The 24875-nt window shown below is 65.9% G+C and carries 27 protein-coding genes; 14 read left to right on the top strand and 13 right to left on the bottom strand.

What is annotated here, in order from left to right; translation table 11 throughout:
* Nucleotides 1-73: 73 nt before the first annotated feature.
* The 5 genes from SOM26_RS12160 to SOM26_RS12180 all read right to left on the bottom strand — a co-directional run bounded on the left by SOM26_RS12160 (nucleotide 74) and on the right by SOM26_RS12180 (nucleotide 2517).
* Nucleotides 74-385 carry a flagellar protein FlgN gene (locus SOM26_RS12160; protein ID WP_320452988.1) on the bottom strand — a complete coding sequence of 104 codons (312 nt, stop codon included), beginning with the start codon at nucleotides 383-385 and terminating at the stop codon, nucleotides 74-76.
* Complete coding sequence (flgM, locus tag SOM26_RS12165) at nucleotides 372-647, bottom strand: flagellar biosynthesis anti-sigma factor FlgM (RefSeq protein ID WP_320452989.1); 276 nt, start codon at nucleotides 645-647, stop codon at nucleotides 372-374. The genes SOM26_RS12160 and flgM overlap by 14 nt, the downstream gene beginning before the upstream one ends.
* A 147-nt stretch (nucleotides 648-794) precedes the next feature.
* Complete coding sequence (locus SOM26_RS12170) at nucleotides 795-1292, bottom strand: flagella basal body P-ring formation protein FlgA (protein ID WP_320452990.1); 498 nt, start codon at nucleotides 1290-1292, stop codon at nucleotides 795-797.
* Entirely contained in the window at nucleotides 1289-1831 is a 543-nt protein-coding gene (locus SOM26_RS12175) for a hypothetical protein (protein ID WP_320452991.1), read from the bottom strand. The genes SOM26_RS12170 and SOM26_RS12175 overlap by 4 nt, the downstream gene beginning before the upstream one ends.
* On the bottom strand, nucleotides 1828-2517 hold the full coding sequence (locus SOM26_RS12180; protein WP_320452992.1) for a MotA/TolQ/ExbB proton channel family protein: 690 nt from the start codon (nucleotides 2515-2517) through the stop codon (nucleotides 1828-1830). Before SOM26_RS12180 ends, SOM26_RS12175 begins: the two co-directional genes overlap by 4 nt.
* Nucleotides 2518-2785: 268 nt before the next feature.
* Between SOM26_RS12180 and flgB the strand changes: the two genes are divergently transcribed.
* The 13 genes from flgB (at nucleotide 2786) to SOM26_RS12245 (ending at nucleotide 13442) form a co-directional block, all read left to right on the top strand.
* Nucleotides 2786-3136, top strand: a complete 351-nt coding sequence (gene flgB, locus SOM26_RS12185) for a flagellar basal body rod protein FlgB (RefSeq protein ID WP_320453183.1) — start codon at nucleotides 2786-2788, stop codon at nucleotides 3134-3136.
* 3 nt (nucleotides 3137-3139) lie between these two features.
* Nucleotides 3140-3550, top strand: a complete 411-nt coding sequence (flgC, locus tag SOM26_RS12190) for a flagellar basal body rod protein FlgC (RefSeq protein WP_320452993.1) — start codon at nucleotides 3140-3142, stop codon at nucleotides 3548-3550.
* 20 nt (nucleotides 3551-3570) lie between these two features.
* The gene (locus tag SOM26_RS12195; RefSeq protein ID WP_320452994.1) at nucleotides 3571-4251 is read left to right on the top strand and encodes a flagellar hook assembly protein FlgD; all 681 of its coding nucleotides are present in this window, start codon (nucleotides 3571-3573) and stop codon (nucleotides 4249-4251) included.
* Between the two features lie 28 nt (nucleotides 4252-4279).
* Nucleotides 4280-5563: a flagellar hook protein FlgE gene (locus SOM26_RS12200; RefSeq protein WP_320452995.1), complete on the top strand. Its 1284-nt coding sequence runs from the start codon at nucleotides 4280-4282 to the stop codon at nucleotides 5561-5563.
* A gap of 32 nt (nucleotides 5564-5595) precedes the next feature.
* Nucleotides 5596-6351, top strand: coding sequence for a flagellar basal-body rod protein FlgF (locus SOM26_RS12205; protein WP_320452996.1), 756 nt, complete (start codon nucleotides 5596-5598; stop codon nucleotides 6349-6351).
* A 13-nt stretch (nucleotides 6352-6364) separates the two neighbouring features.
* Complete coding sequence (flgG, locus tag SOM26_RS12210) at nucleotides 6365-7153, top strand: flagellar basal-body rod protein FlgG (protein WP_320452997.1); 789 nt, start codon at nucleotides 6365-6367, stop codon at nucleotides 7151-7153.
* Nucleotides 7154-7173: 20 nt separating this feature from the next.
* Nucleotides 7174-7887, top strand: a complete 714-nt coding sequence (locus SOM26_RS12215) for a flagellar basal body L-ring protein FlgH (RefSeq protein WP_320452998.1) — start codon at nucleotides 7174-7176, stop codon at nucleotides 7885-7887.
* A gap of 11 nt (nucleotides 7888-7898) precedes the next feature.
* A complete protein-coding gene (locus tag SOM26_RS12220) occupies nucleotides 7899-8996 on the top strand; it encodes a flagellar basal body P-ring protein FlgI (RefSeq protein ID WP_320452999.1) in 1098 nt (365 codons plus the stop codon).
* A complete protein-coding gene (locus SOM26_RS12225; RefSeq protein WP_320453000.1) occupies nucleotides 8993-9313 on the top strand; it encodes a rod-binding protein in 321 nt (106 codons plus the stop codon). Before SOM26_RS12220 ends, SOM26_RS12225 begins: the two co-directional genes overlap by 4 nt.
* Before the next feature lie 15 nt (nucleotides 9314-9328).
* Nucleotides 9329-10672 carry a flagellar hook-associated protein FlgK gene (gene flgK, locus SOM26_RS12230; RefSeq protein ID WP_320453001.1) on the top strand — a complete coding sequence of 448 codons (1344 nt, stop codon included), beginning with the start codon at nucleotides 9329-9331 and terminating at the stop codon, nucleotides 10670-10672.
* 5 nt (nucleotides 10673-10677) lie between these two features.
* A complete protein-coding gene (flgL, locus tag SOM26_RS12235; RefSeq protein ID WP_320453002.1) occupies nucleotides 10678-11571 on the top strand; it encodes a flagellar hook-associated protein FlgL in 894 nt (297 codons plus the stop codon).
* A gap of 113 nt (nucleotides 11572-11684) precedes the next feature.
* Nucleotides 11685-12548 (top strand): flagellar motor stator protein MotA, encoded by an 864-nt coding sequence (gene motA / locus SOM26_RS12240; RefSeq protein WP_320453003.1) that lies wholly within the window; start codon nucleotides 11685-11687, stop codon nucleotides 12546-12548.
* A 3-nt stretch (nucleotides 12549-12551) separates the two neighbouring features.
* Entirely contained in the window at nucleotides 12552-13442 is an 891-nt protein-coding gene (locus tag SOM26_RS12245) for a flagellar motor protein MotB (protein ID WP_320453004.1), read from the top strand.
* A gap of 788 nt (nucleotides 13443-14230) precedes the next feature.
* On the opposite strand, the gene SOM26_RS12250 is transcribed toward SOM26_RS12245, so the two are convergent.
* The 7 genes from SOM26_RS12250 to SOM26_RS12280 all read right to left on the bottom strand — a co-directional run bounded on the left by SOM26_RS12250 (nucleotide 14231) and on the right by SOM26_RS12280 (nucleotide 20418).
* On the bottom strand, nucleotides 14231-14716 hold the full coding sequence (locus tag SOM26_RS12250; protein WP_320453005.1) for a Ros/MucR family transcriptional regulator: 486 nt from the start codon (nucleotides 14714-14716) through the stop codon (nucleotides 14231-14233).
* Nucleotides 14717-15649: 933 nt separating this feature from the next.
* Complete coding sequence (locus SOM26_RS12255; RefSeq protein WP_320453006.1) at nucleotides 15650-16054, bottom strand: hypothetical protein; 405 nt, start codon at nucleotides 16052-16054, stop codon at nucleotides 15650-15652.
* Between the two features lie 87 nt (nucleotides 16055-16141).
* On the bottom strand, nucleotides 16142-17623 hold the full coding sequence (gene rpoN, locus SOM26_RS12260; RefSeq protein WP_320453007.1) for an RNA polymerase factor sigma-54: 1482 nt from the start codon (nucleotides 17621-17623) through the stop codon (nucleotides 16142-16144).
* A gap of 60 nt (nucleotides 17624-17683) precedes the next feature.
* Nucleotides 17684-18484 carry an LPS export ABC transporter ATP-binding protein gene (gene lptB / locus SOM26_RS12265; protein ID WP_320453008.1) on the bottom strand — a complete coding sequence of 267 codons (801 nt, stop codon included), beginning with the start codon at nucleotides 18482-18484 and terminating at the stop codon, nucleotides 17684-17686.
* A gap of 87 nt (nucleotides 18485-18571) precedes the next feature.
* A complete protein-coding gene (locus SOM26_RS12270; protein ID WP_320453009.1) occupies nucleotides 18572-19114 on the bottom strand; it encodes an LptA/OstA family protein in 543 nt (180 codons plus the stop codon).
* Between the two features lie 18 nt (nucleotides 19115-19132).
* A complete protein-coding gene (gene lptC, locus SOM26_RS12275) occupies nucleotides 19133-19759 on the bottom strand; it encodes an LPS export ABC transporter periplasmic protein LptC (RefSeq protein WP_320453010.1) in 627 nt (208 codons plus the stop codon).
* A gap of 38 nt (nucleotides 19760-19797) precedes the next feature.
* Nucleotides 19798-20418, bottom strand: a complete 621-nt coding sequence (locus tag SOM26_RS12280) for a ribonuclease D (RefSeq protein WP_320453011.1) — start codon at nucleotides 20416-20418, stop codon at nucleotides 19798-19800.
* A 299-nt stretch (nucleotides 20419-20717) separates the two neighbouring features.
* Between SOM26_RS12280 and SOM26_RS12285 the strand changes: the two genes are divergently transcribed.
* Nucleotides 20718-21584, top strand: a complete 867-nt coding sequence (locus SOM26_RS12285) for a cold-shock protein (protein WP_320453012.1) — start codon at nucleotides 20718-20720, stop codon at nucleotides 21582-21584.
* A 638-nt stretch (nucleotides 21585-22222) separates the two neighbouring features.
* On the opposite strand, the gene SOM26_RS12290 is transcribed toward SOM26_RS12285, so the two are convergent.
* Complete coding sequence (locus SOM26_RS12290; protein ID WP_320453013.1) at nucleotides 22223-24772, bottom strand: HWE histidine kinase domain-containing protein; 2550 nt, start codon at nucleotides 24770-24772, stop codon at nucleotides 22223-22225.
* Nucleotides 24773-24875 lie beyond the last annotated feature (103 nt).

Raw genomic sequence — 24875 nt, forward strand, 5'->3', positions numbered from 1 at the left:
CAACGGTCGGTAGGCGGCCTATCCGGCAAAGCGGCAAGCCCTTGCCGCCCGGCAGGCGGCAATCGGGCGGCAATCAGGCATAGGCCCGCATCATCGGGCGATACCCGCCACCGGCATCGCCGGTCAGGGTCTGCAACCGGCGACGGACATTGGCCGCCATCAGGTTGACATAGATGCGGCACGTCTCGTTCAGGCGGTTGGCCTCGTCGGCCAGTTCGCGCAGTTCCGGTCCGGCGGGCCCGGTGCCGAGCGCCGCGACGTCCTCGATCGCGGCCAGCTTCTCGGTCGTCGCGCGCTCCAGCGCGCTGACGTCGTTGACCTTCAGCGCGGCGATCTCACGATGAAGGGCCTCGATGACCCGGATCAGGGCGTCACGCCGCGTCATTGTTGTTCCAGCTCAGCTTCAGGGCAATCATCTGGTCGGCGATGGTCGCCGGCATGATCGGGAAATGGCCGTCGGCGATCGCCTTCTTGATCATGGCGATGCGTTCCTGGTTGACCGGCGGATGGCTCGCCATGACGCTGGCCAGGCCGCTCAGCGCGCTCTGGTCGCCCCCCGCCTTCGGCGTCGCAGCCGACGCCGAAGCGAGACCCGCTTCTGCGGTCGCCAGGCCACGAGCCGCGCCGGTCACCCGTGCGATCCTCATGTCCCCGGCATTCGGCCTTGAAGTTGCTATTTCCACCATGCCCGCACCTATCGGTTTCGCTGACATCCCATGAAACGGCCGGGCGGTGAAATCCTTTAGAAAGAAATCTGCGCGCCGACTCGATATCCCGGGGGGCGGACTCGGGGATCACTCGGTCCAGCCGGGCAGGGTGGCGCGGCCGCTGGACAGGGCCACGGCCTGGATCGGCTGGCGCGCGGCGTCGATCTTCACGGGGAAGTGCGCGCCGGGCGTGGCATCGGCCATCGCCACCCCGTCGCGGCTGATCGAAAAGCCGTCCGACCCCGCCTCCACCGTCACCGGATCGCCGCGCCGGATCACCGGCTCCAGGCGTATGGCGACCGCCGGTATCGCGGCGGCGGGCGGGGCGGGGCGGGGCATGGCGAGGACCGGTACGAAGATGCGCCATTGCGGTGCGGAACACGCGATGACGACGGCATCATGCGCCTCGGTCCGCCACGACAGCGCGACGGTGGGGCATTGCGCCAGCTTCAGCCGGGCATCGACGCCCGAACGCGCCCCCCCCTCTATGCCGACCGGGCGGCCGGTAAAGGCGGCGACGGCGGCGTCGAGCGCGCGGACATCCTGAAAACCGGCGGCGCCGGCCAGCAACAGGGACAGGATCATCGGGACTTCCTTTGCGATTCGCCGGAAAAGACCAGCGTGACCAGCGCGGTCCGCTGGCCGGGCGCGGTGGCGGTAGAGAGGGTGAGGCGGTCGGCGGCGACCGGCCCGATCAGCGCGGCGGCGGCGCGCGCGCGATCGGCGGCCAGCACGACCGCGCTATGGGTCAGGGGATCGACATCGGCCGCACTGCCGTCGGTGGCGGCGGTGACCGACAGGCGGACCCGCGGATCGGCCAGCGCCTCGCGCGCCCAGGGAACGAGCAGCGGATCTGGGTCGAGCGGTTCGGCCGAGCCGGGCGCGAAGCGCAGCGCGGCGGCGGCCACCGGCATGATCGGCGGCGGGGCGGCCACCGGGACATGCGGCACCGGCGTGGCCCAGCCGAACTCGGCCCGCAGCGCATCGACCAGCGCGGGGCGACGTTCGCTTCCCATCGCCTGGACCAGCACCAGGAAGCCGACCAGCAACAGCGCCAGGTCGGCCAGCGTCACCAGCCAGAGCGGGCGGCCGGGGGGCGTTGAAGGAAATTCGAATTCGGTCATGCCACGGTCGCCAGCGGACGGCGCGGCGGGGTCGGCGCCTGGATCGCCGCGCCGGGTGCCTCGCGCGCGGCCAAGGCGGCCAGCGGCAGCTCGATGCGCGTGCGCTCGAACGCCTCGATCCGGGCGGCGCGGCGCAGGCGCGCGGCGATGGGCTGGGCGACCAGGTTGGCGAACAGCGCGCCATAGAGGGTCGCCAGCAGCGCGATCGCCATCGCGCCGCCGATCCGTTGCGGGTCGTTCATCGTGGCGAACATCGCGGCCAGTCCGATCAGGGTGCCGACCATGCCCATGGCGGGCGCGGCCTCGGCGGCGCCCGCCCAGACATCGGCGACCACCAGATGCCGCTCGATCCGCGCCAGCCGCGCATGCCGGGTGCGCGCGATGACCGTATCGGGCCGCTCGCCATCGACGATCGCCGCGATCGCCTCGGCCAGGTCGGGGTCGGTGATGACCGAGCGGTCCAGCGTCAGGACGCCGTGGCGGCGTGCGATCCGGTCGAGATGGGTGATCTGTTCGAGCAGCGGCTCGGCCGAATAGGGCGACCGGATCAGGACGCCGAGGGCCCGCACGCTGCGCCCCGCATCGCGCCACGGCGTGCGCAGCAACGTGGCGAGCAGCGTACCACCCAGCACGATCGCCAGCGCGGCCAGGTCGAAGAATTGGGAGAGGGGCGGCAGACCGTTCATACGCCCGCACTGTGCAAGGGGCGGGCCAAACGCACGCCGCGCGCCCGTGTCATCGGGTGGAGCACGGGCGGAGCGGCGGCATCGTGCGGGTTCCCGACGGGCAATCGGCAAAGGGCGGCAAGCGCGGCGGCAACCGGGCGGCAACCGCTTGCCGGATCGGTCCTGCCGGGACGGGCCTACCCCCGGCTTTCCGGCCCTTCGCCGAATTGGCACGGCTGTTGCGTATCCCCGCTGGCGCAGGATGTCGCGCCGGGAAGGAGGAATGACGATGGCCAATGAAACGCTGTTCGGAGTGCACGGAGCCGCTCTGGAGGTCCGCGCCCAACGCATGGGTGTGCTGGCGTCCAACATCGCCAACGCCTCCACCCCCGGCTTCAAGGCGCGCGACATCGATTTCAAGTCGGCGCTGGCCGCCGTCGAGGGCAGTCCGGGGCAGTCCGGGGGCATCGGAGACGCGCTGAAATACCGCATGCCGCTCCAGACCTCGCTCGACGGCAACACGGTCGAGCTGAACCAGGAACAGACCGCCTTTGCCGAAAACGCGGTTCAGTATCAGACGACGCTGTCGTTCCTGAACGGCCGGATCAGCACCATCACCCGCGCGCTGAAGGGCGAATAAGCCATGGCCAACAACCCCATGTCCATCTTCCAGGTCGCAGGGCGCGCCATGTCGGCCCAGCTGATCCGGATGAACACGACCGCGTCGAACCTGGCCAATGCCGGGGGCGTCGCCGGGTCGGCCGACACCGCCTACAAGACGATGAAGCCGGTGTTCCGCACCAGCTTCGACGCCGCGACCGGCCTGTCCACCGTCGATGTCGAGAAGATCGTGACCGCCGGGGAAGACCCGACCAAGCGGCACGATCCGAACAACCCCTTGGCCGACAAGGACGGCAATATCTACGAGGCCGCCGTCGACGAGACCCGTGAGCTGGTCGACATGATGGAGACCTCGCGCACCTATCAGAACAATGTCGAGGTGATGCAGACGGCCAAGTCGCTGATCCTCGATACCCTCAAGCTGGGCCGCTGAGCATGACCGTTTCGACCACCATGGATTCGACCCTGGATGCGATCGGCATCCGGCGTTCGGGCTCGGCCAGCGGTTCGTCCGCGACGACCGCGGCCAAGAAGTCGAACACGCTGGACCAATCGTCCTTCCTGAAGCTGCTGACCGCGCAGATGCAGAACCAGGACCCGTTCTCGCCGATGGACAACACCCAGATGGTGGCCCAGATGGCGCAGTTCTCCAGCGTGGCGGGCATCTCGGAGATGAACACCACCCTGGCGGCGATGGCCGCCAAGATGAACGGCACGACCAAGGCCGACGCCATGGGCTATGTCGGCAAGACGGTGCTGACCCCCGGCGCGGTCGCCTATGCCCGGACCACCGGCGGTGTCGCGGGCGCGGTCGAGCTGGACCAGGCGGCCTCCAACGTCCTGGTCACCATTTCCGACGCGCAAGGCACGCCGCTGAAGACGCTGTCGCTGGGCGCGCAGAAGGCGGGCACCACCAGCTTCGACTGGGACGGCAAGACCGATACCGGCGCGGCGGCGGGCAGCGGCCCGTTCACCATCACGATGAACGCCAATGACGGCACCGCCGCCGTCTCGGGTCGCCCGCTGGTCTGGGCACCCGTCCAGTCGGTGTCGATGCCGACCAATGGCGAACCCGTCCTGACCGTGGCCGGGCTTGGCCAGGTCAACCTTTCCGCCGTCCGCTCGGTCGGCTGATCTCACTCCCCACCAAGGTACTGAGCCCATGTCCTTCTATACCTCGCTGAGCGGTCTCCAGGCTTCGCAGACCGACCTGTCCGTGATCTCGCACAACATCGCCAATGTCGGCACCAACGGCTTCAAGAAGAGCCATGCCCAGTTCGCCGACGTCATGGCGTCGAACTTCGCGACCGACCCGACCAAGCAGGTCGGGTCGGGCACGGTGGTCAAGTCGAACCGTCAGGAGTTCAAGGAAGGCAATTACAACAATTCGTCGAACGCGCTCGACCTCGCCATTTCGGGCGACGGCTTCTTCGCGGTGCAGAATCCGGGCAAGGGCCCGCTGCAATATACCCGCAACGGCGCGTTCCAGGTCGACCAGCAGAATTTCGTGACCGACGCCAGCGGCGGCCGGTTGCAGGTGCTGCCGGTCGACAACGACGGCAACGTGACCGCGACGGGCGTCGATGGCCTGACCGCGCTGCAACTGCCCGCGACCAGCGGTGCGCCGATCGCCACCAAGAAGGTGTCGATGGACCTCAACCTGTCGGGCACGGCGGCGGCACCGGCCGTCGGGTTCAACCGGACGAACCTGGCCAGCTACAACAACACCACCCAGACCAAGATCTACGATCCGTCGGGCAACGCCATGACGCTGACCAACTATTACGTCAAAAAGCCGCTGGACAAGGATGCGCAGGGCAACCCGATCCAGCCCGCCGACGGCAGCACGACATGGCTGGTCTATACCTTTGCCGACGAGAAGCAGCTGACGGTGGGCGGTTCGTCCGATCCCGTCACGCTGACGTTCGACAAGAACGGCAACATGACCACCAAGCAGCCGATCGCATTCGACAACTTCAATTCGCACAGCTCGAACGTCTCGCAGCCACTCGCGCTCGACTATACCGGCACGTCGCAGGCGGGCAGCGTCTTCTCGGTCGCCTCGCGCACCCAGGACGGCAAGGCGATCGGCTCGCTGACCGGCGTGTCGGTGGGCGAGAACGGTCTGGTCATCGCGTCCTTCTCGAATGGCGAAACCGCCAAGCTGGGCAAGGTGGCGCTGGCCGATTTCGTCAACATGCCGGGCCTGCGCCAGGCGGGCGACAGCTATTGGCAGGCGACCGGCCTGTCGGGCAGCCCGAGCATCGGCTCGCCGGGCGAGGGGACGTACGGCGCGATCAAGTCGAGCACGCTCGAAGGATCGAACGTCGACATCACCGAGGAACTGGTCGACCTGATCGCGGCGCAGCGCAATTTCCAGGCGAATGCCAAGGCGCTCGATACCGCCAGCCAGATCTCGCAGACCATCTTCAACATCCGCAGCTAAAACGGACCTTCGGGGGGTAACGGGGAACGGCCATGGACAAGCTGGTCTACACGGCGGCGACGGGTCTGCGCGCGCACATGGCGGCGCAGACCGCGATCGCCAACAACATGGCCAATTCCTCGACGATCGGCTTTCGCTCCGACCGGGTGGTCTTCGACCGCATCGACCTGAAGGGCGGCGGCGCGGCGTTCGAGGCGCGGATGCCCACCGCCGAGGAAGTGACCGACGCCGACCGCCAGCCCGGCACCGTGCAGCATACGGGCAATCCGCTCGACGTCGCGATCGCCACCAGCTCGGCCTGGCTGGCGGTGCAGGCGCCCGACGGGACCGAGGCCTATACGCGGCGCGGCGACCTGGAGGTCGCGGCCTCGGGCGTGATGCAGACCGGCGACGGCTATCCCGTAATCGGCCAGAACGGGCCGGTCACCGTGCCGCCGTACAATTCGCTGACCGTCGCGCCCGACGGCACCGTCTCGATCGTGCCGCTGGGCGCCGGGCCGGATACGCAGCCCCAGGTCATCGACCGGTTGAAACTGGCCGACACCAAGGGCTCGACGACGGTCAAGGGGCTGGACAATCTGCTCCGGGTCAAGGGCGGGGGTGCGTTGCCGCAGGACATGGACGCCACCGTCCAGTCCGGCGCGCTCGAAAGCTCCAACGTCAACATGACGCAGACGCTGGTCGACATGATCGAGAACCAGCGCAGTTACGAGGTGCAGGCCAACCTCATGAAAGAGGCCAAGTCGATGGACGAGAACAGCGCATCGCTGATGCGGCTGCCGAGCTGAGGATTAGAGAGTTATGTCTTCTGCCGCCATGCACGTCGCGCGCACCGGGCTCGATGCCCAGGACATGCGCATGCGGGTCATCTCGAACAACCTGGCCAACGTCAACACGACCGGGTTCAAGCGCGACCGCGCCGCGTTCGAGACGCTGGCCTATCAGACCGTCACCACGCCCGGCGCGGCCAGTTCGACCGAGAGCAAATATGCGACCGGCCTGAACCTGGGCACCGGCGTGCGCATCCAGGGCACCGCGCGGATCAATACGCAAGGCGCGATGCAGACGACGAACAACAGCCTCGACCTGGCGCTCGACGGCGACGGCTTCTTCCAGGTGCAGATGCCGGGCGGCACGCTGGGCTACACCCGCGCGGGCAATTTCTCGCGCTCGGCCGAGGGGCTGCTCGTCACGTCCGAGGGGTATCAGGTGATGCCGGGCATCACCGTGCCCGAGGGCACGACCCAGATCACGATCGGTTCCGACGGCACCGTGTCCGCCTCGCTGGCGGGCCAGACCACGCCCGCCCAGATCGGCCAGATCCAGGTCGCCAGCTTTCCCAATCCGGCCGGGCTCCAGGCCAAGGGCGACAATTACCTGACCGAGACCGCGGCCTCGGGCGTCGCCAATATGGGCGTCGCCGGGCTCGAGGGGCGCGGCCAGATCCGCCAGGGCATGCTCGAAGGGTCGAACGTCAACGTGGTCGAGGAGCTGGTCGACATGATCGAGACCCAGCGCGCCTATGAGGTCAACTCGAAGATGATCAAGTCGACCGACGAGATGCTCCAGTACGCCAACCAGAATCTGTGATCATGACCATGCGTTCTTCCATGCCGCGGGCGACCCGCCGGACCCGGCTCACGCTGGTGGCGGTCGCGGGCACGCTGCTTGCCGCCGTTGTCGCGCCGATCCCCGCCCAGGCCGACCTGTTCGGCAGGAAGAAGCCGGTCGAGGACTTCACGACCGTCCGCCCGTCGACGGCACCGATGGCATCGCCCGCGCAGCCCACGGGTTCGATCTTCCAGGCGTCGGACGGCTATGCCGCGCTCTACGAGGGCTGGCGTGCGCGCCGGGTCGGCGATCCGCTGACCATCGTGCTCGTCGAGCGGACGGCGGCGTCCAAGTCGGCGGGATCGAAGCTCGGCTCGAAGGGCGATTTCGGGCTCACCCCGCCCGCCACCGGCCCGCTCGGCTCGCTGATCAAGCCCGGCGATATCGGCATGAGCGGGACGCGCAACTTCGACGGATCGGGCGCCGCCGACCAGTCCAACTCGCTGTCCGGCGAGATCAGCGTGACGGTCGCGCAGGTGTTCCCCAACGGCACCATGCTGGTCCAGGGGCAGAAGCGGGTCACGCTCAACCGCGGCGACGAATTCATTCAAATTAAAGGCCTGGTCCGTACAGCGGATATCGGCATCGACAACCGTGTCCCATCGACCCGTGTCGCCGATGCGCAGATCGCCTATACCGGCAAGGGGGATGTCGCCCGCGCCAGCCGCCAGGGCTGGCTCAGCCGCTTCTTCCAGGCCGTCAGCCCGTTCTGAGCCAGGACCGCATGATGCTCCGCTTTCTTCTCGCTCTCCTCGCCACCTTCGCGATCGCCGGGCCCGCTTCGGCGGACCGGATCAAGGATATCGGTGGCTTCCAGGGTATCCGCACCAACCAGTTGACCGGTTACGGCGTCGTCGTCGGCCTGCCGGGCACGGGTGACGACAATCTGGAATATACCGTCCAGTCGCTGAAGGCGGTCGTCTCGCGCTTCGGCCTGCAACTGCCGCCGAATGCGAATCCGGGCATGAAAAACGCGGCGGTGGTGATGGTCACGGCCGAGCTGCCGCCCTTCGCCAAGCCGGGCCAGAAGCTGGACATCACGGTCGCGTCGATGGGCAAGGCCAAGTCCTTGCGCGGCGGGGCGCTGATCCTGACGCCGCTCCAGGGCGCGGATGGCCAGATCTATGCGATGGCGCAGGGCAATCTGGCGGTCGGCGGTCTGGGCGCGGAGGGTGCGGACGGATCGAAGATCGTCATCAACGTCCCCTCGACCGGCCGTATCCCCGAAGGTGCGACCGTCGAACGCGCGGTCGCCACCGGTTTCGACACGTCGCCCACGCTGATCTTCAACCTGGCGCGCGCCGATTTCACCACCGCGCAGAATGTCGCGCAGGCGATCAACATGCGCCTTGGGCTGGGCACCGCGCAGGCGATGGATGCCGTGTCGGTCGCGGTCCGCGCGCCGCTGGGCGCCGATGTCCGCGCGACCCTGATGTCCGAGATCGAGAATCTCAGCGTCAACTCGGCCGAACCCTCCGCCAAGGTGATCGTCAACGCCCGCACCGGCACCGTCGTCATGAACTCGGCGGTCCGCGTCGGTCCCGCGGCGGTCACCCATGGCAAGCTGACCGTCAAGATCGACGAGCAGCAACGCGTCAGCCAGCCCGGCCCCCTGAGCGGCGGTCAGACCGCGATCACCCAGAAATCGGGCGTCTCGGTCGAGGAGGAGCGGCGTCCGATGTTCGTCCTGGCCCCCGGCCCGAAACTGGCCGACGTGGTGAAGGCGGTGAACGCGATGGGCGCGGCCCCCTCCGACCTGGTCGCCATCCTCGAGGCGCTGAAGGAAGCCGGCGCGCTCAAGGCCGAGTTGGTCGTCCTGTGACGCAGGGCATCGCACCCACGCCCGCGACGACCCCGATCACGGGGACGGTCTCGACCGATACCAAGCGGCTGTCCAACGGCCATAATCTGGACAAGGCGGGCACCCAGTTCGAGGCGATCTTCAACGGCATGATGCTGAAGGCGATGCGTCAGACCAAGCTGGGCGACACGCTGTTCGAATCGAAGGCGCTCGACACCTTTCGCGACATGCAGGACCAGCAGGTCGCACAGACCATGGCCGAACACGCGCCCATGGGCATCGGCAAGGCGGTCACCGCTTTTCTGGCGAAATCGAAACCGGATCTTAACCACGCATAGTGTATCCCGAGTCGTATGAGCGACTTGCTCTCTATCGGCGCTTCGGGCGTGCGGGCGTATCAGACCGCGTTGACGGTGGTTGGCGAAAATATCGCCAATACCGGCACGGACGGATATTCGCGCCGTTCGGTGACGCTTGGCGAGGTCGGTGCCGCAGGCGGCGTGACCAGCAGCCGGCTGGCGCCGGGCTCCGGCGTGACGGTGTCGGGTATCGCCCGGTCGACCGACGCCTATCTGACCGCCGGGTTGCGCACGGCCAATTCCGACCTGAAGCGGACCGAGGCGGGCAAGGTCTGGCTCAACCGCATCCAGGACGTGATGACCGGCAATCAGGTCTCCGACCGGTTGACCGGCTTCTTCACCGCCGCGCGCGCGCTGGCATCCGACCCGACCTCGACCGCGCTGCGCACCACCATGCTGGAGGCCGCCAAGTCGACGGCGTTCGCCTTCACCGCGACCGACCGGGCGTTCGATGCGGCGCAGGCCGATTTCGACGGCCAGGCCCGCGATGCCGCGCAAGGCCTGTCCTCGCTCGCGGCGTCCTTGTCGAAGGTCAATGACGGCCTTGCGCGGACCCAGCCGGGCACCTCGACCGCCGCACAGCTTGCCGACCAGCGCGACCAGCTCTTGTCGCAGATGAGCGAGCTGGCCGATGTCACCGCCACCACCGACCAGCTTGGCCGCACGACCGTGCGGCTGGGCGATCGCGCCGGACCCATATTGACCTCGCCCGATACGCTGGGATCGGTCAGCTATGCACGGCTGACCGGCGGCGGCATCAGCTTTTCGGTGGTATCGCAGGGGCAGACATCGCAGTTCGTGCCCTCCGGCGGTACGATCGGCGGCCTGATCGACGGGGCGGAGCGGATGGCGGCGATGCGCGACAGCTTCAATTCCGTCGCCCAGGACTTTGCCGGCCAAGTCAATACGATCCAGGGCAGGGGCCAGGACTCGACCGGCGCGACCGGTCAGCCGCTGTTCAACCTGACGGCGGGCACCGCGATCATGAGCGTCGCCCTGACCGACGGGTCGAAGATCGCGGCGGCGGCGGCGGGGCAGGGGCCGCGCAACACCGACAATCTCACGGCGATCGAAACGGCCCGCAACAGCGGTCGATTCGAGAATCGCCTGACCGAGATCATCACCGACAATGCCGCCACCCTGAAACAGAAGCAGACGATCGCGGAGGCGCAGGGCGCGATCCGCGAAGGCGCCAGCACCGCGCTCAGCAGCGCGACCGGCGTCACGCTGGACAATGAGGCGGTGTCGCTGATGCGTTTTCAACAAGCCTATTCCGCGTCGAGCCGTGTCATCCAGATCGCGCGCGACACCTTCCAGTCCATCCTCGAGGTTCGGTGACGGCGATGCAGATTTCGACGACCACCCTGTATGACAGCGCCACCCGGCGCATGGCGGCCCTGCAGGGCAAGGCCAACGACCTGATGACGCAGAACGCGACGGGCAAGAAACTGCTCAAGCCGTCCGACGATGCCGCCGCCTCGGCGCAGGTCGCGCAGCTGAACCGCGCCGATGCCGATGCCACGGCGTACAAGGGCAATCTGTCGCTCGCCAAGACGGTGCTCGGCCAGGTCGATACCACGCTGGGGTCGATCGGTGGCCAGTTGCGAAACGCCATCGAGATCGCGACCAAGGCGGCCAACGGCTCGCTCAACGATTACGACCGCTCGGTCTTGGGCGACCAGCTGAACGCGATCCGCGACCAGCTCGTGACGCTGGGCAACACCCGCGACATTCGCGGCCAGCCGCTGTTCGGCACGGCCGACGGCACCGCCGCGGTGCAGTCGACGAACGGCACGATCACCTATGCCGACCCGGAGGTTTCGGCGGTGCCGATCGACCGCGACCAGACGGTCGAGGTCAGTGTCGGCGCCAAGCAGGTGTTCCAGTCGAACGGAAACGACGCCTTCGCCGTGCTGGGCGACCTGGTCGCCGCGCTGAAGACGCCGGGTTCGGGATCGAGCGCCGTGCTGCGCAACAGCCTCGACAAGCTGAACGCGGCCAACGACAATGTCGGTGCGGTCCAGGCCTCGATCGGTGCGCGCCAGACCCGTGTCGCGCTTCAGGAAACGCTGATGCAGACCTCCAGCCTCGACCGGACCGCGACGCGCTCCGATGTCGAGGATGCCGATATCGCCACCAACATCGCGCAGTTGCAGCAGACGATGACCGTGCTCCAGGCGACCCAGGCCAGCTTCACCAAGTTGGCGGGCCTGTCGCTGTTCGATTACCTGAAATAATCGTGCATCCGCCGGCATCCTTTCCGGCGCGGTAACCCGATGGTGACCAAATCACGGTAATCCAGAGATGTACGGCGTGCTGACGCCGCTCCCTGCTGGAGAATCGGTTCACCATGTTTCCTGCCATCGGCCTTGTCATCCTGCTCGGCATGGTCTTCGGCGGCTTCGCCATCACTGGCGGCGCGCTGGGGCCCGTATTTGAAGCGATCCCGCATGAGATGCTCATCATCGGCGGCGCGGCCGTCGGCGCACTCGTCATCGGCAATTCCGGTGCCGAGCTGAAGGCGCTGGGCGGCGCCATGGGCAAGATCTTCAAGGGGCCGAAATACAAGAAGCAGGACTATCTCGACGTCATCTTCCTCGTCTCCAAGCTGATGAAGATGCTGCGCACCGAAGGCCCGATCGCGCTGGAGCCGCATGTCGAGGATCCCAAGTCCTCCTCGGTCTTCGCCGAATATCCCCGCCTGCTCGCCGACCATACGCTCGTCAACCTGATCGCCGACACGCTGCGCCTGGTCGTCGTCTCGTCCGGCACGCTCGACGTGCATGCGGTCGAGGAGGTCATGGACAATGCGATCAAGACCCACCACCACGAGGTCGAAGGGCCGCAGGGCACGCTGCAGAGCCTGGCCGACTCGCTGCCCGCGCTGGGTATCGTCGCGGCGGTGCTCGGCATCGTGAAGACCATGGGTTCGATCGACAAGCCGCCGAGCGTGCTGGGCGGCATGATCGGCTCGGCGCTGGTCGGCACCTTCATGGGCGTGCTGCTGGCCTATGGCATCGTCAATCCGTTCGCGGGTCGCCTGAAGCAGGTGATCGACGCCGACGCCGCCATCTATCACGTGGTCAAGCAGATCATCATCGCCTCGCTCCACGGCCATCCGCAGCCCCTGGTCATCGAGGCCGCGCGCTCGGGCATCAAGCACAAGGACCAGCCCGGCTTCGCCGAGGTGTTCGACGGTCTGCGGGGCAAGTAAGCCATGGCCCGCGCACCGCACGGCAAGAACGAGCCGCCCAAGATCGTCATCGTCAAGAAGATCATCGTCGATGGTCATGGCGGCCATCATGGCGGCGCGTGGAAGGTCGCCTATGCCGACTTCGTGACCGCGATGATGGCGTTCTTCCTGCTGCTCTGGCTGCTGGGCGCCACCACCGAAAAGCAGCGCAAGGGCATCGCCGACTATTTCGCGCCGACCCTGCTCGACACCCGTTCGATGGGGATCGGCGGCGGCGCGCTGAGCGGCGGGCCGGGTGCGGGCGAAAAAGCGAGCGGGACCAGCGGCGTCATCCAGCTGATCGTGCCCAAAATGGCGAACGACGGCGGCGACATGACCGGCACCGGTCCCAAGGGCTCGCTGCGCAATCCCAATGCGGTCGCGATCGACCGCCAGAAGTTCGCCGAACTGCAAAAGGCGCTCGAGCAGAAGATGAAGGCGACGCCCGGTCTGAAACAGCTGGCCAAGCATATCCGCTTCATCCCGACCCAGGACGGGCTTCGCATCGACCTGGTCGATAATGCCGATTATTCAATGTTCGCCAGCGGCACGACCCAGCTGGAGCCCGAGGCATCGGCGCTGATCGGCACCATTGCCCAGTCGATCGCGGGCCTGCCCAACACGATCATGATCCGCGGCCACACCGATGGGGTCGGTTTCGGCGATCCGCGCGCGATGAACAACTGGATGCTGTCGTCCAGCCGCGCCGAGTCGACGCGCCGCCGCCTGGCCGCCGGGGGCATCCCCGAGTCGCGTTTCGAGCGGATCGAGGGCGTGGCCGATCGTGAGCCGATCATCGCCGACAACCTGTCCGACCCGCGCAACCGCCGCGTGGCGATCACCCTGCTGTATCGCAAGGGCAGCTTCGGGCAATAGGGCGCAGGCTTGCGGCAAGCGAAACAGACGACGGTCTTTGGATCAGTCGCCCAGCCATAAGGCTTTGCGCGCTATACCGTCATCGTTGAGATTGCGATCGTCCAGCCATGCCTCGAACCTCGCCTGTTGCGCCGGCCATTCGGTATCCAGGAGCGAGAACCAGGCCGTATCGCGGCGATGTCCCTCGACGATGCCGTTGCCCCGCCAGGTTCCTTCATGGGTATAGTCGAACCGGCGCGCGGCGTGCCGGGATGCGTCGTTCAGCGCGTTACAACGCCAGGCTATGCGACGATAACCGATTGGAGTTTGATCTATCTAATCCGAAGCGCCACCCCGGCGGAGGCTGGGGTCCAGTCGGGGGTGCTGCTGTGATGGTCCGGCTCGCTCCATCAATGAAGCCTTCGCAACGGGACCCCGGCCTCCGCCGGGGTGGTAACGCAACAGGTCTGGCGTGGTGGATCAAACTCTAGGAAGGCGTGCCGCATCATCAGGAATATGGCTTCGGTGGCGGCGCGGGTGCGTTGCAGCCGGGGCGAAAACCAGCTGCTGCCAATCTCCAGCGCGACATCGCGCGGCGCCATGTCACAGAATGAGGCCCAGCCTTCGACCCTGCCACTGGTCGTGGAAATGAAGGCAAAGAAGGGTTGCCGGTCGAGGTCGTTCAGGCGCGTGACATGCGCCGCGAGGTCCTGACGATCCAGGCGAAAAGAAAACCCGCCCGGTCATCCGCCTTTGGGAGGAAGGCGGCGACTGGGCGGGTTTCCGAACGATCCGAGGATCGCCGCCGCTTATTCGGCGTCGGCGGTCGCTTCGCCCTTGCGCGGCTTGCGGGTCGCGGCGGCGTTGCGCGGGCCCGGCTTGCGGCCGAGACCGATCTTCTTGGCCATCGCGCGACGGCTTTCCGAATAGCTCTCGGCGACCATCGGATAATCCGACTTCAGGCCATAACGATCGCGATATTCCTCCGGCGTCAGGCCGTGGGTCGCCAGATGGCGGCGCAGCGTCTTGTAGGGCTTGCCGTCGATCATCGAAACGATGTGATCCTTCGACGCCAGCGACTTGCGAACCGACACGGCCGGAACATATTCGGTGGGCGCTTCGACATCAGCCGACTGCGGGGCGGCGCCCAGCAACGAAGACACGGTTTCGTGCATCTTGTTCAAAAAGGCCGGGACCTCTTCGGACGACGTGCGGGTATTGGGGTTGCCCAACCACGCAATGGTCAGTTCGGTCGCCAGTTCTACGGCATTCACATCGATAGGGTCGTCGGCCATGATACGCTCCTGTTGTTTGGACTTTGACCTAACCGTCAATCACGTCGCGTCAACCATCCAATCCATTTTCGGGGTAAAAATTCTACGAAAACGAGGGTTTTTATTTGTCAGGCCAATCGGAGAATTTTAAGGTAAATAGTCCGAAACGTTATAATCAGGCCGTGTCACGACGATCGATCAGCACTTTATTCAAGTCGATCGGGAAAGATTTTTGCGTCGGATTACAGTTTTGTCATTTCGTTATGATGCCGTACCAACATGGTAACGCACCAAACGATTGCAGTCCGACGATTGCAAAAAATGCAATGAAAATTAATGAGGTTGCATTTGTGTAAATCGGCGATCTCCGCCAGAAGGAGCGGGCCTTTCAGGCATCCTCTCCTAAAAACTTTTACGGCTGGTCCTTGGACCAGCCTTTTTTTTGGCTTGCTTCCGCCGCGTATCGGCCTAGGCTGTTCCGATCGCCGCGCTTTAAAGACAAACATAAGCAGGAGTGGAAGCCGCCGGGAAAACCGGCACCCCGCGCGTCGGCGGCGGGGGTTGAGCGACCATTTTGCGCTCCCCCCGTCTGCACCTCTTCAGAAATCGATGTCGCTATCGGCCATTCGTCTTGGCGTGGCGAAGCTGCTGTGAGCATCCGGCGCGCACGCCCAAGCCGTGACGAGGCGCAGCCCCCGCGGACCGATCGGCATTCGGGTCGCTCTGCTATAGCAGGATGACATAAGATGCCCCCCTTTCCTTTCAGGGCCGGGGGTGGGGCACGGCTGTGATGGTCAGCGCGCTCCATCCATAAAGTCTTCCCAGCCGGGCCCAAAGCTCCGCCGGAGCGTCGGGACAATATCCCAGATCAGGTGGATCAAACTCCAGGCGTTCTGGATATTGTGCCGTCAGACGCCTGCTCCTCTGCATCATCGAGAAGAGCAGGCCCTGGTGTTACTTGCGCTCGGTCGGGGAAGGCCGGTGGATGAACTGGTCCAGAACGTTCAGTGCCATGCCGGCAAAGGCGGTAACTTCCGAAAGGCCGGGCTTGCCCGACGATGCGGGCTTGGTGGACGGCGCGGGATCGATAGCTTCGGCAGCATCCGCCGCCGGGGTTTCCGGCGGTGGCGGTGGCGGGGGCGGAGGCGTATCCGCCGCGTCGCGCTTGCCTGTTTCGCGCGCCAGCGCGGAGGCCGCGACGATCAGGCCGGTGGCGAGCAGCTGACGCCCGGCCGGACTGCGTACCTGGTCGAGCAGGGCCTGTCCGATCCGGTGCAGCGGTGACGGGCCGGGCGGCGTGCCGGGCTGTTCTTCCAGCTTGGCCTTTTTCTGTTTCTTCTTGTGCTTCTTCTTACCCATCGACCCGGCCCCATGATGTTGTGTATTTATGATGTAATACACGTCGCGCGGTGTTCAAGGCGCAAGTGGTCCGGCGCGCTGGCGGGCCTAGCCGCCCAGCGCGCGGGCGCGGCGTCGCTGGACCGAACTGCCTATGCCCAGCGCTTCGCGATATTTGGCGACCGTGCGCCGGGCGATATCGAACCCCTTGGCCTGGAGCAGTTCGACCAGCGTGTCGTCGGACAGGATCTTGGCACCTTCGTTGGCGATCAGCGCCCGAATCGCGCTCTTCACCGCTTCGGCCGACACCGCATCGCCGCCATCGGCCGCCGCGATGCCGCTGGTGAAGAAGAATTTCAGCTCGTACAGCCCGCGTGCACAGCTGAGATACTTGTTGCTGGTCACGCGGCTGACGGTCGATTCGTGCATCCCGATCGCCTCGGCGACACGCGCCAGCGTCAGCGGCCGCAGATGTGCGACGCCGTGGAGGAAGAACGCCTCCTGCTGCTTCACGATTTCGGTCGCGACGCGGATGATCGTGCGCTGCCGCTGGTCGAGCGCCTTCATCAGCCAGTTGGCGCTGGCCAGACAATCGGCCAGCCAGGCCTTGGACCCCTTGTCCTGCGGGCCATGGCGCAGTTCCTGATAATAGCGGCGATTGACCAGCACGCGGGGCAGGGTGGCGGTGTTGAGTTCGATACCCCAACCCGCCTTGGTCCGGGTGACGAACAGGTCGGGCACCACAGCGCGTGCCGGCTCGCCACCATAGCGACAGCCGGGCTTGGGATCATAGCCGCGCAGTTCGCGGATCATGTCCGCCATGTCCTCGTCATCGACGCCGCACAACCGCTTCAACCGGATCAGGTCGCCGCGCGCCAGCAGGTCGAGATTGGCGATCAGCTTGGCCATGCAGGGGTCGTAGCGGTCGACCTCGCGTGCCTGGAGCGTCAGGCATTCGGCCAGATCGCGCGCGCCGACGCCGGTCGGGTCCAGGCTCTGCACGACCTTCAGCACCACCTCGACCTGCGGCAGGCCGACGCCCAGCCGCTCGGCGATCTCGCGCAGCGGGACGGTCAGATAGCCCGCCTCGTCCAGCTGGTCGATGATGTGCGCTGCGATCGTCAGGTCGAGGCCCGACAGGATCAGCGCGACCTGTGCCTCCAGATGCTCGGCGAGATTGGGCGCATCGTCGGCCAGCGAATCCCAGTCCGGCCCATCCTCGCCGCCCAGGCCGCCGCTGCTCGCCCCGTTTAGTGACAGGCCGCCATCGGGCCCGGTGCCGCCATCGGCCACGCTATCCTGCTGATGGCTTTCGGTCGCATAATCGAGGTCGAGGCCGCGATCCTCGGCAGGCGCGGTCCCGGCGACCAGTTCGTCCGCCCCGGCGGGCGCCTCGCGTTCGGGACGCTCGGGGGTCGCCACCTCGCGGATCGCCGACGCGTCGAGCAAGGGGTTCTTTTCCACCTCCTCGGCGATGAACGCCTCGATCTCCAGATTCGACAGCGCCAGCAGCTTGATCGCTTGCTGAAGCTGCGGCGTCATCACCAGCGATTGCGACTGGCGGATGTCGAGGCGCGGCGCGAGGCTCACGGCGCCCTATCCACGCCGGTCATGCCATCGGGAGCGGATCGGCGGGCGTTCCTCATGCGCTCAGAGCGAAAAGCCCTCGCCCAGATAGAGGCGGCGGACATTGGCGTCGGCGACCAGTTCCTCCGGCGATCCGCTGAACAGCACGCGCCCGTCATAGATGATGTAGGCGCGGTCGACGATGTCGAGCGTCTCGCGGACATTGTGGTCGGTGATCAGCACGCCGATGTCGCGCCGCTTCAGGTCCTTCACCAGGTCGCGGATGTCGGCGATCGAGATGGGGTCGATACCCGCGAACGGCTCGTCGAGCAGCATGATCGACGGATCGGCGGCTAGCGCGCGGGCGATCTCGGCACGGCGGCGCTCACCGCCCGACAGCGCCATGGCCGGTGCGGCGCGCAGGCGAGTCAGGCCGAATTCCTCGAGCAGCTTGTCCAGCTTGCGCGCGCGCTCGGCGGGATCGGGCTCGGCCAGTTCGAGCACGGTCAGGATGTTCTTCTCGATCGACAGCCCGCGAAAGATCGAGGTTTCCTGCGGCAGATAGCCCAGGCCCAGGATGGCGCGGCGATACATGGGCAGGCCGGTGATATCCTCGCCGTCCAGCATGATGCGGCCCGAATCAGGCTTCACCAACCCCATGACCGAATAGAAGCACGTCGTCTTGCCCGCGCCATTGGGACCGAGCAGGCCGATTACCTCGCCGCGCCCGACCGACACCGACACGTCGGTCAGGACGATGCGCTTGTCATAGCTCTTGGCGATCGACACGACCTGCAGGCCGTTGGCGACCGGTGGCTCCGACACGGGGGCGCTGCGCTGGCCGGGGCGCTGGTCTGCCTCGCGGATCGGGGTTTCCATGTCCATCGGCGCGTACTTTCCTTAGCTGATGGCCCTTGGCGATGGCCTGGTCTTGCGGGCACGTTAGCGCGAGCGACCCTCGCGCGTCACGTCTCAGTTGCGATCGGGGACCGAGAAGGTGCCCGTGACCCGGCCCGACGGCGCGCGAGTGACCCCGCCGCCCTTGCCCGGCGTGCCGCCGCCCGCCACCGACGAGCCGTCGATGACCGCGCGGCCGGTGTCGAGGTTGATGGTCAGGCGACCGCCGTTCACCGTGTTCCCGTCCTGGGTCAGCGTGACATTGCCCAGCATGGTGATCACCCGGCGATTGAGGTCGTATATGCCGTAATTGGCGCGCGCGGTCTGGTTCGGCCGCTTCACGACGACATTGCCCGACGCCTCGAACCGCGAGACCTGCGGCTTTCCGCCGATGACCTGGCCGGTATAGATGATGACCACCCGCGCGGCGGTCAGCGTCATCTCGGCCTGGCGCAGCGATACGTTGCCGGTCAGGACGCCGCGATTCTGCTTGTCCTGCAATTCGATGACGTCGGCGCCGAAATCGACGGGCGCGCGGCTGTCATGCTTGACCTGCGCGGCGGCGGGCGCTGCCAGGACGAGAAGGGCCGGAGCCGCAGCGGCGAGGTACTTGTGCATGTTCGGCTATTTCGTGCTTTACGGCACGATGCGCAAGCGCGCGTTGCCTTCCAGGCGAACGGTGCGATCTTCCAGGTTCGCGCGCAATTTGTTGGCGCTGAAATTCCCCTGCGGCACGCGGCCGGTCACCGCGCCGCCCGACACCAGCGTGCGCTGCTGCAGGTCGATCGTCGCGTCATGGGTCTGGAGATCGTATCCGCCCGCCGATTTGAAATCGAGCGGACCGTCCAGCTTCACCTGTTCGGTGCGCATGTCGTAGCGGCCCGAATCGGCGTTCACCGTGGCGGGGCCGTCCGACAGGCGGATCGCAGCGGCCAGCTTGTTGAGCTGCACCACCGGCTCGGCCGAGCTCCGCTGGATCGCGGACCCTGCGTCGAGCGAGAAGGGCTGGCCCTTGTCGTCGACGCCGCGATACTGCGCCGCCTGGATCTTCATGCGTTCGCGCGCCACCTCGACCTTCTTCTTGTCGAGGACGAACGACACCTCGTTCGACGTATAGATGGGCGCCATCACCAGGAACGCCGACAGCACGCCGATCGCGCTGGGCAGCAGCCAGCGCGCGACGGTCACGAATCGATCGTGGCGGCTGCCGGGCGCGGCCCAGCGCTGACGCTGGGTACGGACGCGGTCGGCGATCTCGGACATGGTGGCGAATTCCCTATGAGCCCGGCGGGCGGACCGGATCAGGCGTGGGCGAAGATATCGACCTCGGGCCAGCCCGCGAGATCCAGCTCGGCGCGCGCAGGCAGGAAATCGAAACAGGCCTGGGCCAGTTCCATGCGCCCCTCGCGCACCAGCCGCTTGTCGAGTTCCACCTTCATGCGGTGCAGATAGCGGACGTCGGAGGCGGCATATTCGCGCTGCGCGTCGGACAGCTCGGGCGCGCCCCAGTCCGACGATTGCTGCGCCTTGGACAGCTCGACGCCGAGCAGTTCGCGGACCAGCTCCTTCAGGCCGTGGCGGTCGGTATAGGTACGGATCAGCCGCGAGGCGATCTTGGTGCAATAGACCGGCGCGGCCACCACGCCCAGATAATGGCGGATCGCCGCGATATCGAATCGCCCGAAGTGATAGAGCTTCAACCGCTCGGGGTCGGCCAGCAGCGCGCGAAGGTTCGGGGCGGCATAGTCGCTGTCGGGCGAGAATCGGACCAGATGCTCGTCGGGGCCGCCGTCCGACAGCTGGACGACGCACAGCCGGTCGCGCGGGGTGATCAGGCCCATCGTCTCGGTATCGACGGCGATCGAGGCGCCCGCGGCGAACAGGTCGGCGGGAATGTCTTCTTCATGCAGATGAACGGTCATGCTCCTGCCCTAGCGACCGGGGGCCCAAGCCTCAACCGCTGTCGATGCGAGCGGGGGCGGGTGATTCGCATTTTTTCACGGACATGTTGTGGAGTTTTGGCCACAATTCCGACGCAATCTGTATCGTTCGCGGCGAAGCGAAACCGGATCGCACGATTTCGTTCGCGATGATGGTCCATCTGCGTTATGACCCTTGATCAGGCGCAAAAGGTTTGGCGCCAAAAGACCCGCGCTCTTCGTCCGGCGCACGGTTCTTGAAGATAGCAGTTGCGGGCGAACCGGGAAGACGAACAGGGCTTATGGGTTTCGATAGAGGTAGCCGAGGCAATCGCGGCACGCGTGGTCGCGACAAGCGGGACAATTTCGGCGGCGGCGATGAGTCGAGCGGCGGCTTCGGCGGCGGTTTCGGTGGCGGTGACCGCTTCGGTGGCGGCGGCTTCGGCGGCGGTTTCGGTGGTGGCGATCGCTTCGGCGGCGGTGGCGACCGTGGCGGTTTCGGCGGCGGTGATCGCGGCGGCTTCGGCGGCGGCGGCGGCGGTGGTTTCCGCAGCGGCGGCGGTGGCGGCTTCGGCGGCGGTCGTGGCGGCGGTGGCGGCATGCCCCCCCAGGTCGTTGGCGAAGGCACGGGCGTCGTCAAGTTTTTCAACGCGCAGAAGGGCTTCGGCTTCGTCGTGCGCGATGACGGCGGCGAAGACGTGTTCGTTCACATCTCGGCCGTCGAGCAGGCGGGCCTGTCGGGTCTGGCCGAGGGTCAGCCGCTCGGCTTCACCCTGGTCGATCGTGGCGGCCGCATCTCGGCCACCGAATTGAAGATCGAGGGCGAGCCGCTCCCGGTCACCGATCGTGCGCCTCCCCGCGAACCGCGCGAAGGCGGCTTCGGCGACCGTGATCGTGGCCCGCGCGCTGGTGCGGCCGGTGGTTTCGGCGGCGCTCCGCAGCGTCAGCTGACCGGCGAGAAGGCGACCGGCACGGTCAAGTTCTTCAACGCGATGAAGGGCTTCGGCTTCATTCAGCGCGACGACGGACAGCCCGACGCGTTCGTGCACATCTCGGCCGTCGAGCGCGCCGGCATGGGCTCGCTGAACGAGGGCGATCGCCTGCAGTTCGAGATCGAGGTCGATCGTCGCGGCAAGTACGCGGCCGTCAACCTGCAGAACGAGGGCTGATCCCCCTCGGCTGAATAAGCCTCCCTTTTCGGGCGACAGGGCCCGGCGTTGCAGCGATGCGACGCCGGGCCTTTTCGTTGTGATGGAGCGAGCGCGGTGGTGAAGTGGGGATGCTGGTCCAACCCTCGCAGAACGCCTGATCGTTGCGGATATCGGATGCGAAGAACGAGGCTTCGATGATCTGCCCGTCTTCGAAGCCGAAGACAGCTGATTCCTGCTTTCGAACGGTTCGGCCGTTTTATCGGCGCTCCACCCCATAAGAGTGGCGCGATGGCTTGCCTTCTCCGCCTCGGACAGCCTGCGCGCTCTTGGCGCTCCTGTCCCATACGGCCTGCTTCCATTCCAACGGAAGCATCACGCGCTCAAAAGCCTCGATTACCAGGGCGGATCGACATTCAGTCCCCTTTTAGTTCCTCCCTTGCAAGGGGAGGGGGACCAGCGAAGCTGGTGGAGGGGGGGCGCCGCTGGCGAGTGATCCCCAAACGCTCCAACCGGGACACCCCTCCGTCAGGGCTGCGCCCTGCCACCTCCCCTTCCAGGGGAGGAATAAAAGGAATGTCGATCAGGCCTGGCGCTGCGATAGACGGGACCAATGATGTGCCTTCGCGTCTGCAGTCGTCGACGCAGATGCATGTGCCTCAATCCTTTCGGGTAACCGCGTGGAGTGCGGAAATCAGTGCCGCATCGCCATAGGGTTTTTGAAGGACTGGAACGTGAGCCAGCCTTTCAGGAAGGCGAAGCTGCTCACCATAACCGGTCGCAAACAGGAAAGGGATGCCGTTTTCCAGCAGACGATCTGCAACCGGAAGGCTGTTGGCGTCTCTGAGGCTGAAATCGAGGATCGCTACGCTGGGGGAGCAGGCCCGCATTTTTTCGAAGGCGTCCGCTACGCTCGCGGCGATCACGACGTTATTGATCCCGGCCCTCGTCAATAGGCCATCGGCATGATTGGCGATCAGGAAATTGTCCTCGACGAGCAACACGCTTCCATCAATCTTGAGGGCGACCGGCGGTTCATCCGTGTGGGGAAGGGTGGCGAGGATCGTGCCGGGTTGTTCGCTTCCCAGGGTGCCGACGAACTTGGGCGGTATGCCGAATCGCGCCCGAACGCCCGATATCTCGAACCAGAGTGACGCCGTGCCACCGAGGTCATGGGGTATGAGCCGTTCGATGATCGTCGTGCCAAGACCCTGCCGCCGTTCGATCGCTGATGCCGGGCCGCCATGTTCGCTCCAGTTGATCGTAAGGCCGCCATCGCGGTCGAGGCACCAATCAATCTCCACGCGCCCGCTCGCCGAGATCGCTCCATATTTGCAGGAGTTGGTGAACAGTTCATGCAGAACGAGCGCAAGGGTGGCATAGGCCGTAGGCGCCAGCAACGCCGGTTCGCCCTCGATCTGAAAGCGACAGGCCCCCGAATATTGATCGGCATGGCCCTCGACCATGGTGCGTAGATTGGCAGGGGCCCAGTTGTAGCGCGTAATCTGGTCATGCGCCCTGGCCAGTGCGAGGATACGGGACTCCAGCACGGCGGTGCCCGCGTCATTGTCCGCACCATGGCGGGACTGCCACATCAGGGCGCTGATGAGCGTCAGAATGTTGCGGACCCGGTGGTTGAGTTCGGCGATCAGCATTTCCTGTTGCTGGAGTGCCCGCTGCCGCTCGGTCCCGGCCTCCCCCGCCAGCTTGAGCACGATTTCGATGATCGCGACACGCAACGTCTCGGCGCTCTTTTGCTCGTTGGCGGTAAAGGGATTGGATCGATGCCGCACTTCCTCCCTCCATGCGGCGAAACTGCTGCGTGGCGACAGGCTGGAAGCGGACGCGTCCGACTTCATCGCTTCGCCGGGATTGCCTGCCCAGGTAACCGACCGGATACGCTCGCGCCGGAACAGCATCACATAATCACCCGGCTCGGTCGTGATGGGTATGGCGATCAGGCCCGCGGCGTTGCTGTCGGAGGTGCAGGCTTCGGGCAAATGGGCGATGAGATGATCCGTGACGAACATCGCATCCCGCGTGAGCGCATGCAGTCGTCGCGTAATGGCCGGCACATCCTCGACGGCGGGTGCGACGCCGCTGGCCGCTATACGGTCGCCGACCTTCACCGCGACCCCATCGCAAGGGATGATGTCGTTCAGGATGGTCATCAGCCGGTCGGCATCTGTCAGGAGGCTGGCATCGTCAGCAAAGGATGTCAGCAGCCGGACGCCGGTGCTGCGTGCCAGCGCCTGTTTGGCCGCGATGATCTTGCGCTCACGGTTTTCCAAGCGCAGCGAGAACATCTCGCCGAACAGTTCGACGACCGTTCGGATATCGAAGGGCAGATTGCGCGGCCGGAAGTGATGACAGGCGAACATACCCCAAAGTCGCCCCTCCACGATGATCGACACCGACAGGGACGCGATCACGCCCATATTCTGGAGGTAGCGGATATGGATGGGTGAGACGGCGCGCAGGATCGAGGATGACAGATCGAGGGCGTCGCTGCCGTTCGGATCGAGCGACAGGATGGGCACAGATGCCTGGTTCACGTCGACGATGAAGCGAAACGGATTGCGAAGGTAGAGCGCGCGCGCCTGTTGCGGGATGTCGCTCGCCGGGAAGTGCAGCCCATGCAGCGGCGCGACACCGTGCCGGACGGCCTCTGCCACGACTTCGCCGGATCCGTCCTTGTCGAACCGGTACACCATCACACGGTCGAAGCCGATGAGGAGATGCATCTGCCGCGCGCCTTGCTGGATGAAGGCGTCGAGGTCGCTTTCGGCGTCGAGCCTGCTTGTCATCGAGCGGATCAGACTCGCCACCTCGGCGGTCGTGCTCTGCTGGTTCGGCTCGGCTTCGATGATCGCAAGGTCGCCGGAATAGTGGACGGCGCAGTCGAACAGCTGTCCGTCCCCAAAGAGGTCGAGACCGAAGACGCGCTCCGTGCAATTCGTGCCCTGGACCTGCCCGAGGCGGTTGCGGAGGCGGTGGACGGCCTCTCGGTCGAAAACCTCGTTCAGCGTCGAGCCCAACAGCTTTGCCGCAGGCTTACCGAACTGCTTCTCAACATTGTCGGACGCGTTGACGATCAGCCAGTCGAGCGTCGTCGCAATGAGGAAGCCGAAGGGCTGGATCGTTCCCAGGCGGTGGATCGGTTCCCGGTCGCAGGCGGTGAGGTCGGGCGGAACGTCGTTAGGCAACATGGTTTCCCCATCCCTGCATCGCCGACCTACTTACACCCATGCATTCAGGCCAAATTTGGCGATTGGCACATCTGCTCACCGGGCGGATTCGCCAGATAAAGAA

Origin of the sequence: Sphingomonas sp. CFBP8993, assembly GCF_034044895.1 — a bacterium.
Taxonomy (GTDB): domain Bacteria; phylum Pseudomonadota; class Alphaproteobacteria; order Sphingomonadales; family Sphingomonadaceae; genus Sphingomonas.

Excerpts from the sequence above, each read along its gene's own strand:
- SOM26_RS12160 (WP_320452988.1), bottom strand. The coding sequence starts at position 385 with ATGACGCGGCGTGACGCCCTGATCCGGGTCATCGAGGCCCTTCATCGT.
- flgG (WP_320452997.1), top strand. The coding sequence starts at position 6,365 with ATGTCTTCTGCCGCCATGCACGTCGCGCGCACCGGGCTCGATGCCCAG.
- SOM26_RS12250 (WP_320453005.1), bottom strand. The coding sequence starts at position 14,716 with ATGGCCGACGACCCTATCGATGTGAATGCCGTAGAACTGGCGACCGAA.
- SOM26_RS12220 (WP_320452999.1), top strand. The coding sequence starts at position 7,899 with ATGATGCTCCGCTTTCTTCTCGCTCTCCTCGCCACCTTCGCGATCGCC.
- lptC (WP_320453010.1), bottom strand. The coding sequence starts at position 19,759 with ATGTCCGAGATCGCCGACCGCGTCCGTACCCAGCGTCAGCGCTGGGCC.
- lptB (WP_320453008.1), bottom strand. The coding sequence starts at position 18,484 with ATGGACATGGAAACCCCGATCCGCGAGGCAGACCAGCGCCCCGGCCAG.
- SOM26_RS12200 (WP_320452995.1), top strand. The coding sequence starts at position 4,280 with ATGTCCTTCTATACCTCGCTGAGCGGTCTCCAGGCTTCGCAGACCGAC.
- SOM26_RS12290 (WP_320453013.1), bottom strand. The coding sequence starts at position 24,772 with ATGTTGCCTAACGACGTTCCGCCCGACCTCACCGCCTGCGACCGGGAA.
- flgL (WP_320453002.1), top strand. The coding sequence starts at position 10,678 with ATGCAGATTTCGACGACCACCCTGTATGACAGCGCCACCCGGCGCATG.
- SOM26_RS12215 (WP_320452998.1), top strand. The coding sequence starts at position 7,174 with ATGCCGCGGGCGACCCGCCGGACCCGGCTCACGCTGGTGGCGGTCGCG.
- SOM26_RS12280 (WP_320453011.1), bottom strand. The coding sequence starts at position 20,418 with ATGACCGTTCATCTGCATGAAGAAGACATTCCCGCCGACCTGTTCGCC.
- SOM26_RS12175 (WP_320452991.1), bottom strand. The coding sequence starts at position 1,831 with ATGACCGAATTCGAATTTCCTTCAACGCCCCCCGGCCGCCCGCTCTGG.
- SOM26_RS12270 (WP_320453009.1), bottom strand. The coding sequence starts at position 19,114 with ATGCACAAGTACCTCGCCGCTGCGGCTCCGGCCCTTCTCGTCCTGGCA.
- flgK (WP_320453001.1), top strand. The coding sequence starts at position 9,329 with ATGAGCGACTTGCTCTCTATCGGCGCTTCGGGCGTGCGGGCGTATCAG.
- SOM26_RS12255 (WP_320453006.1), bottom strand. The coding sequence starts at position 16,054 with ATGGGTAAGAAGAAGCACAAGAAGAAACAGAAAAAGGCCAAGCTGGAA.
- SOM26_RS12285 (WP_320453012.1), top strand. The coding sequence starts at position 20,718 with ATGGGTTTCGATAGAGGTAGCCGAGGCAATCGCGGCACGCGTGGTCGC.
- flgB (WP_320453183.1), top strand. The coding sequence starts at position 2,786 with ATGGCCAATGAAACGCTGTTCGGAGTGCACGGAGCCGCTCTGGAGGTC.
- SOM26_RS12195 (WP_320452994.1), top strand. The coding sequence starts at position 3,571 with ATGGATTCGACCCTGGATGCGATCGGCATCCGGCGTTCGGGCTCGGCC.
- SOM26_RS12205 (WP_320452996.1), top strand. The coding sequence starts at position 5,596 with ATGGACAAGCTGGTCTACACGGCGGCGACGGGTCTGCGCGCGCACATG.
- flgC (WP_320452993.1), top strand. The coding sequence starts at position 3,140 with ATGGCCAACAACCCCATGTCCATCTTCCAGGTCGCAGGGCGCGCCATG.
- SOM26_RS12180 (WP_320452992.1), bottom strand. The coding sequence starts at position 2,517 with ATGAACGGTCTGCCGCCCCTCTCCCAATTCTTCGACCTGGCCGCGCTG.
- motA (WP_320453003.1), top strand. The coding sequence starts at position 11,685 with ATGTTTCCTGCCATCGGCCTTGTCATCCTGCTCGGCATGGTCTTCGGC.
- flgM (WP_320452989.1), bottom strand. The coding sequence starts at position 647 with ATGAGGATCGCACGGGTGACCGGCGCGGCTCGTGGCCTGGCGACCGCA.
- SOM26_RS12245 (WP_320453004.1), top strand. The coding sequence starts at position 12,552 with ATGGCCCGCGCACCGCACGGCAAGAACGAGCCGCCCAAGATCGTCATC.
- SOM26_RS12170 (WP_320452990.1), bottom strand. The coding sequence starts at position 1,292 with ATGATCCTGTCCCTGTTGCTGGCCGGCGCCGCCGGTTTTCAGGATGTC.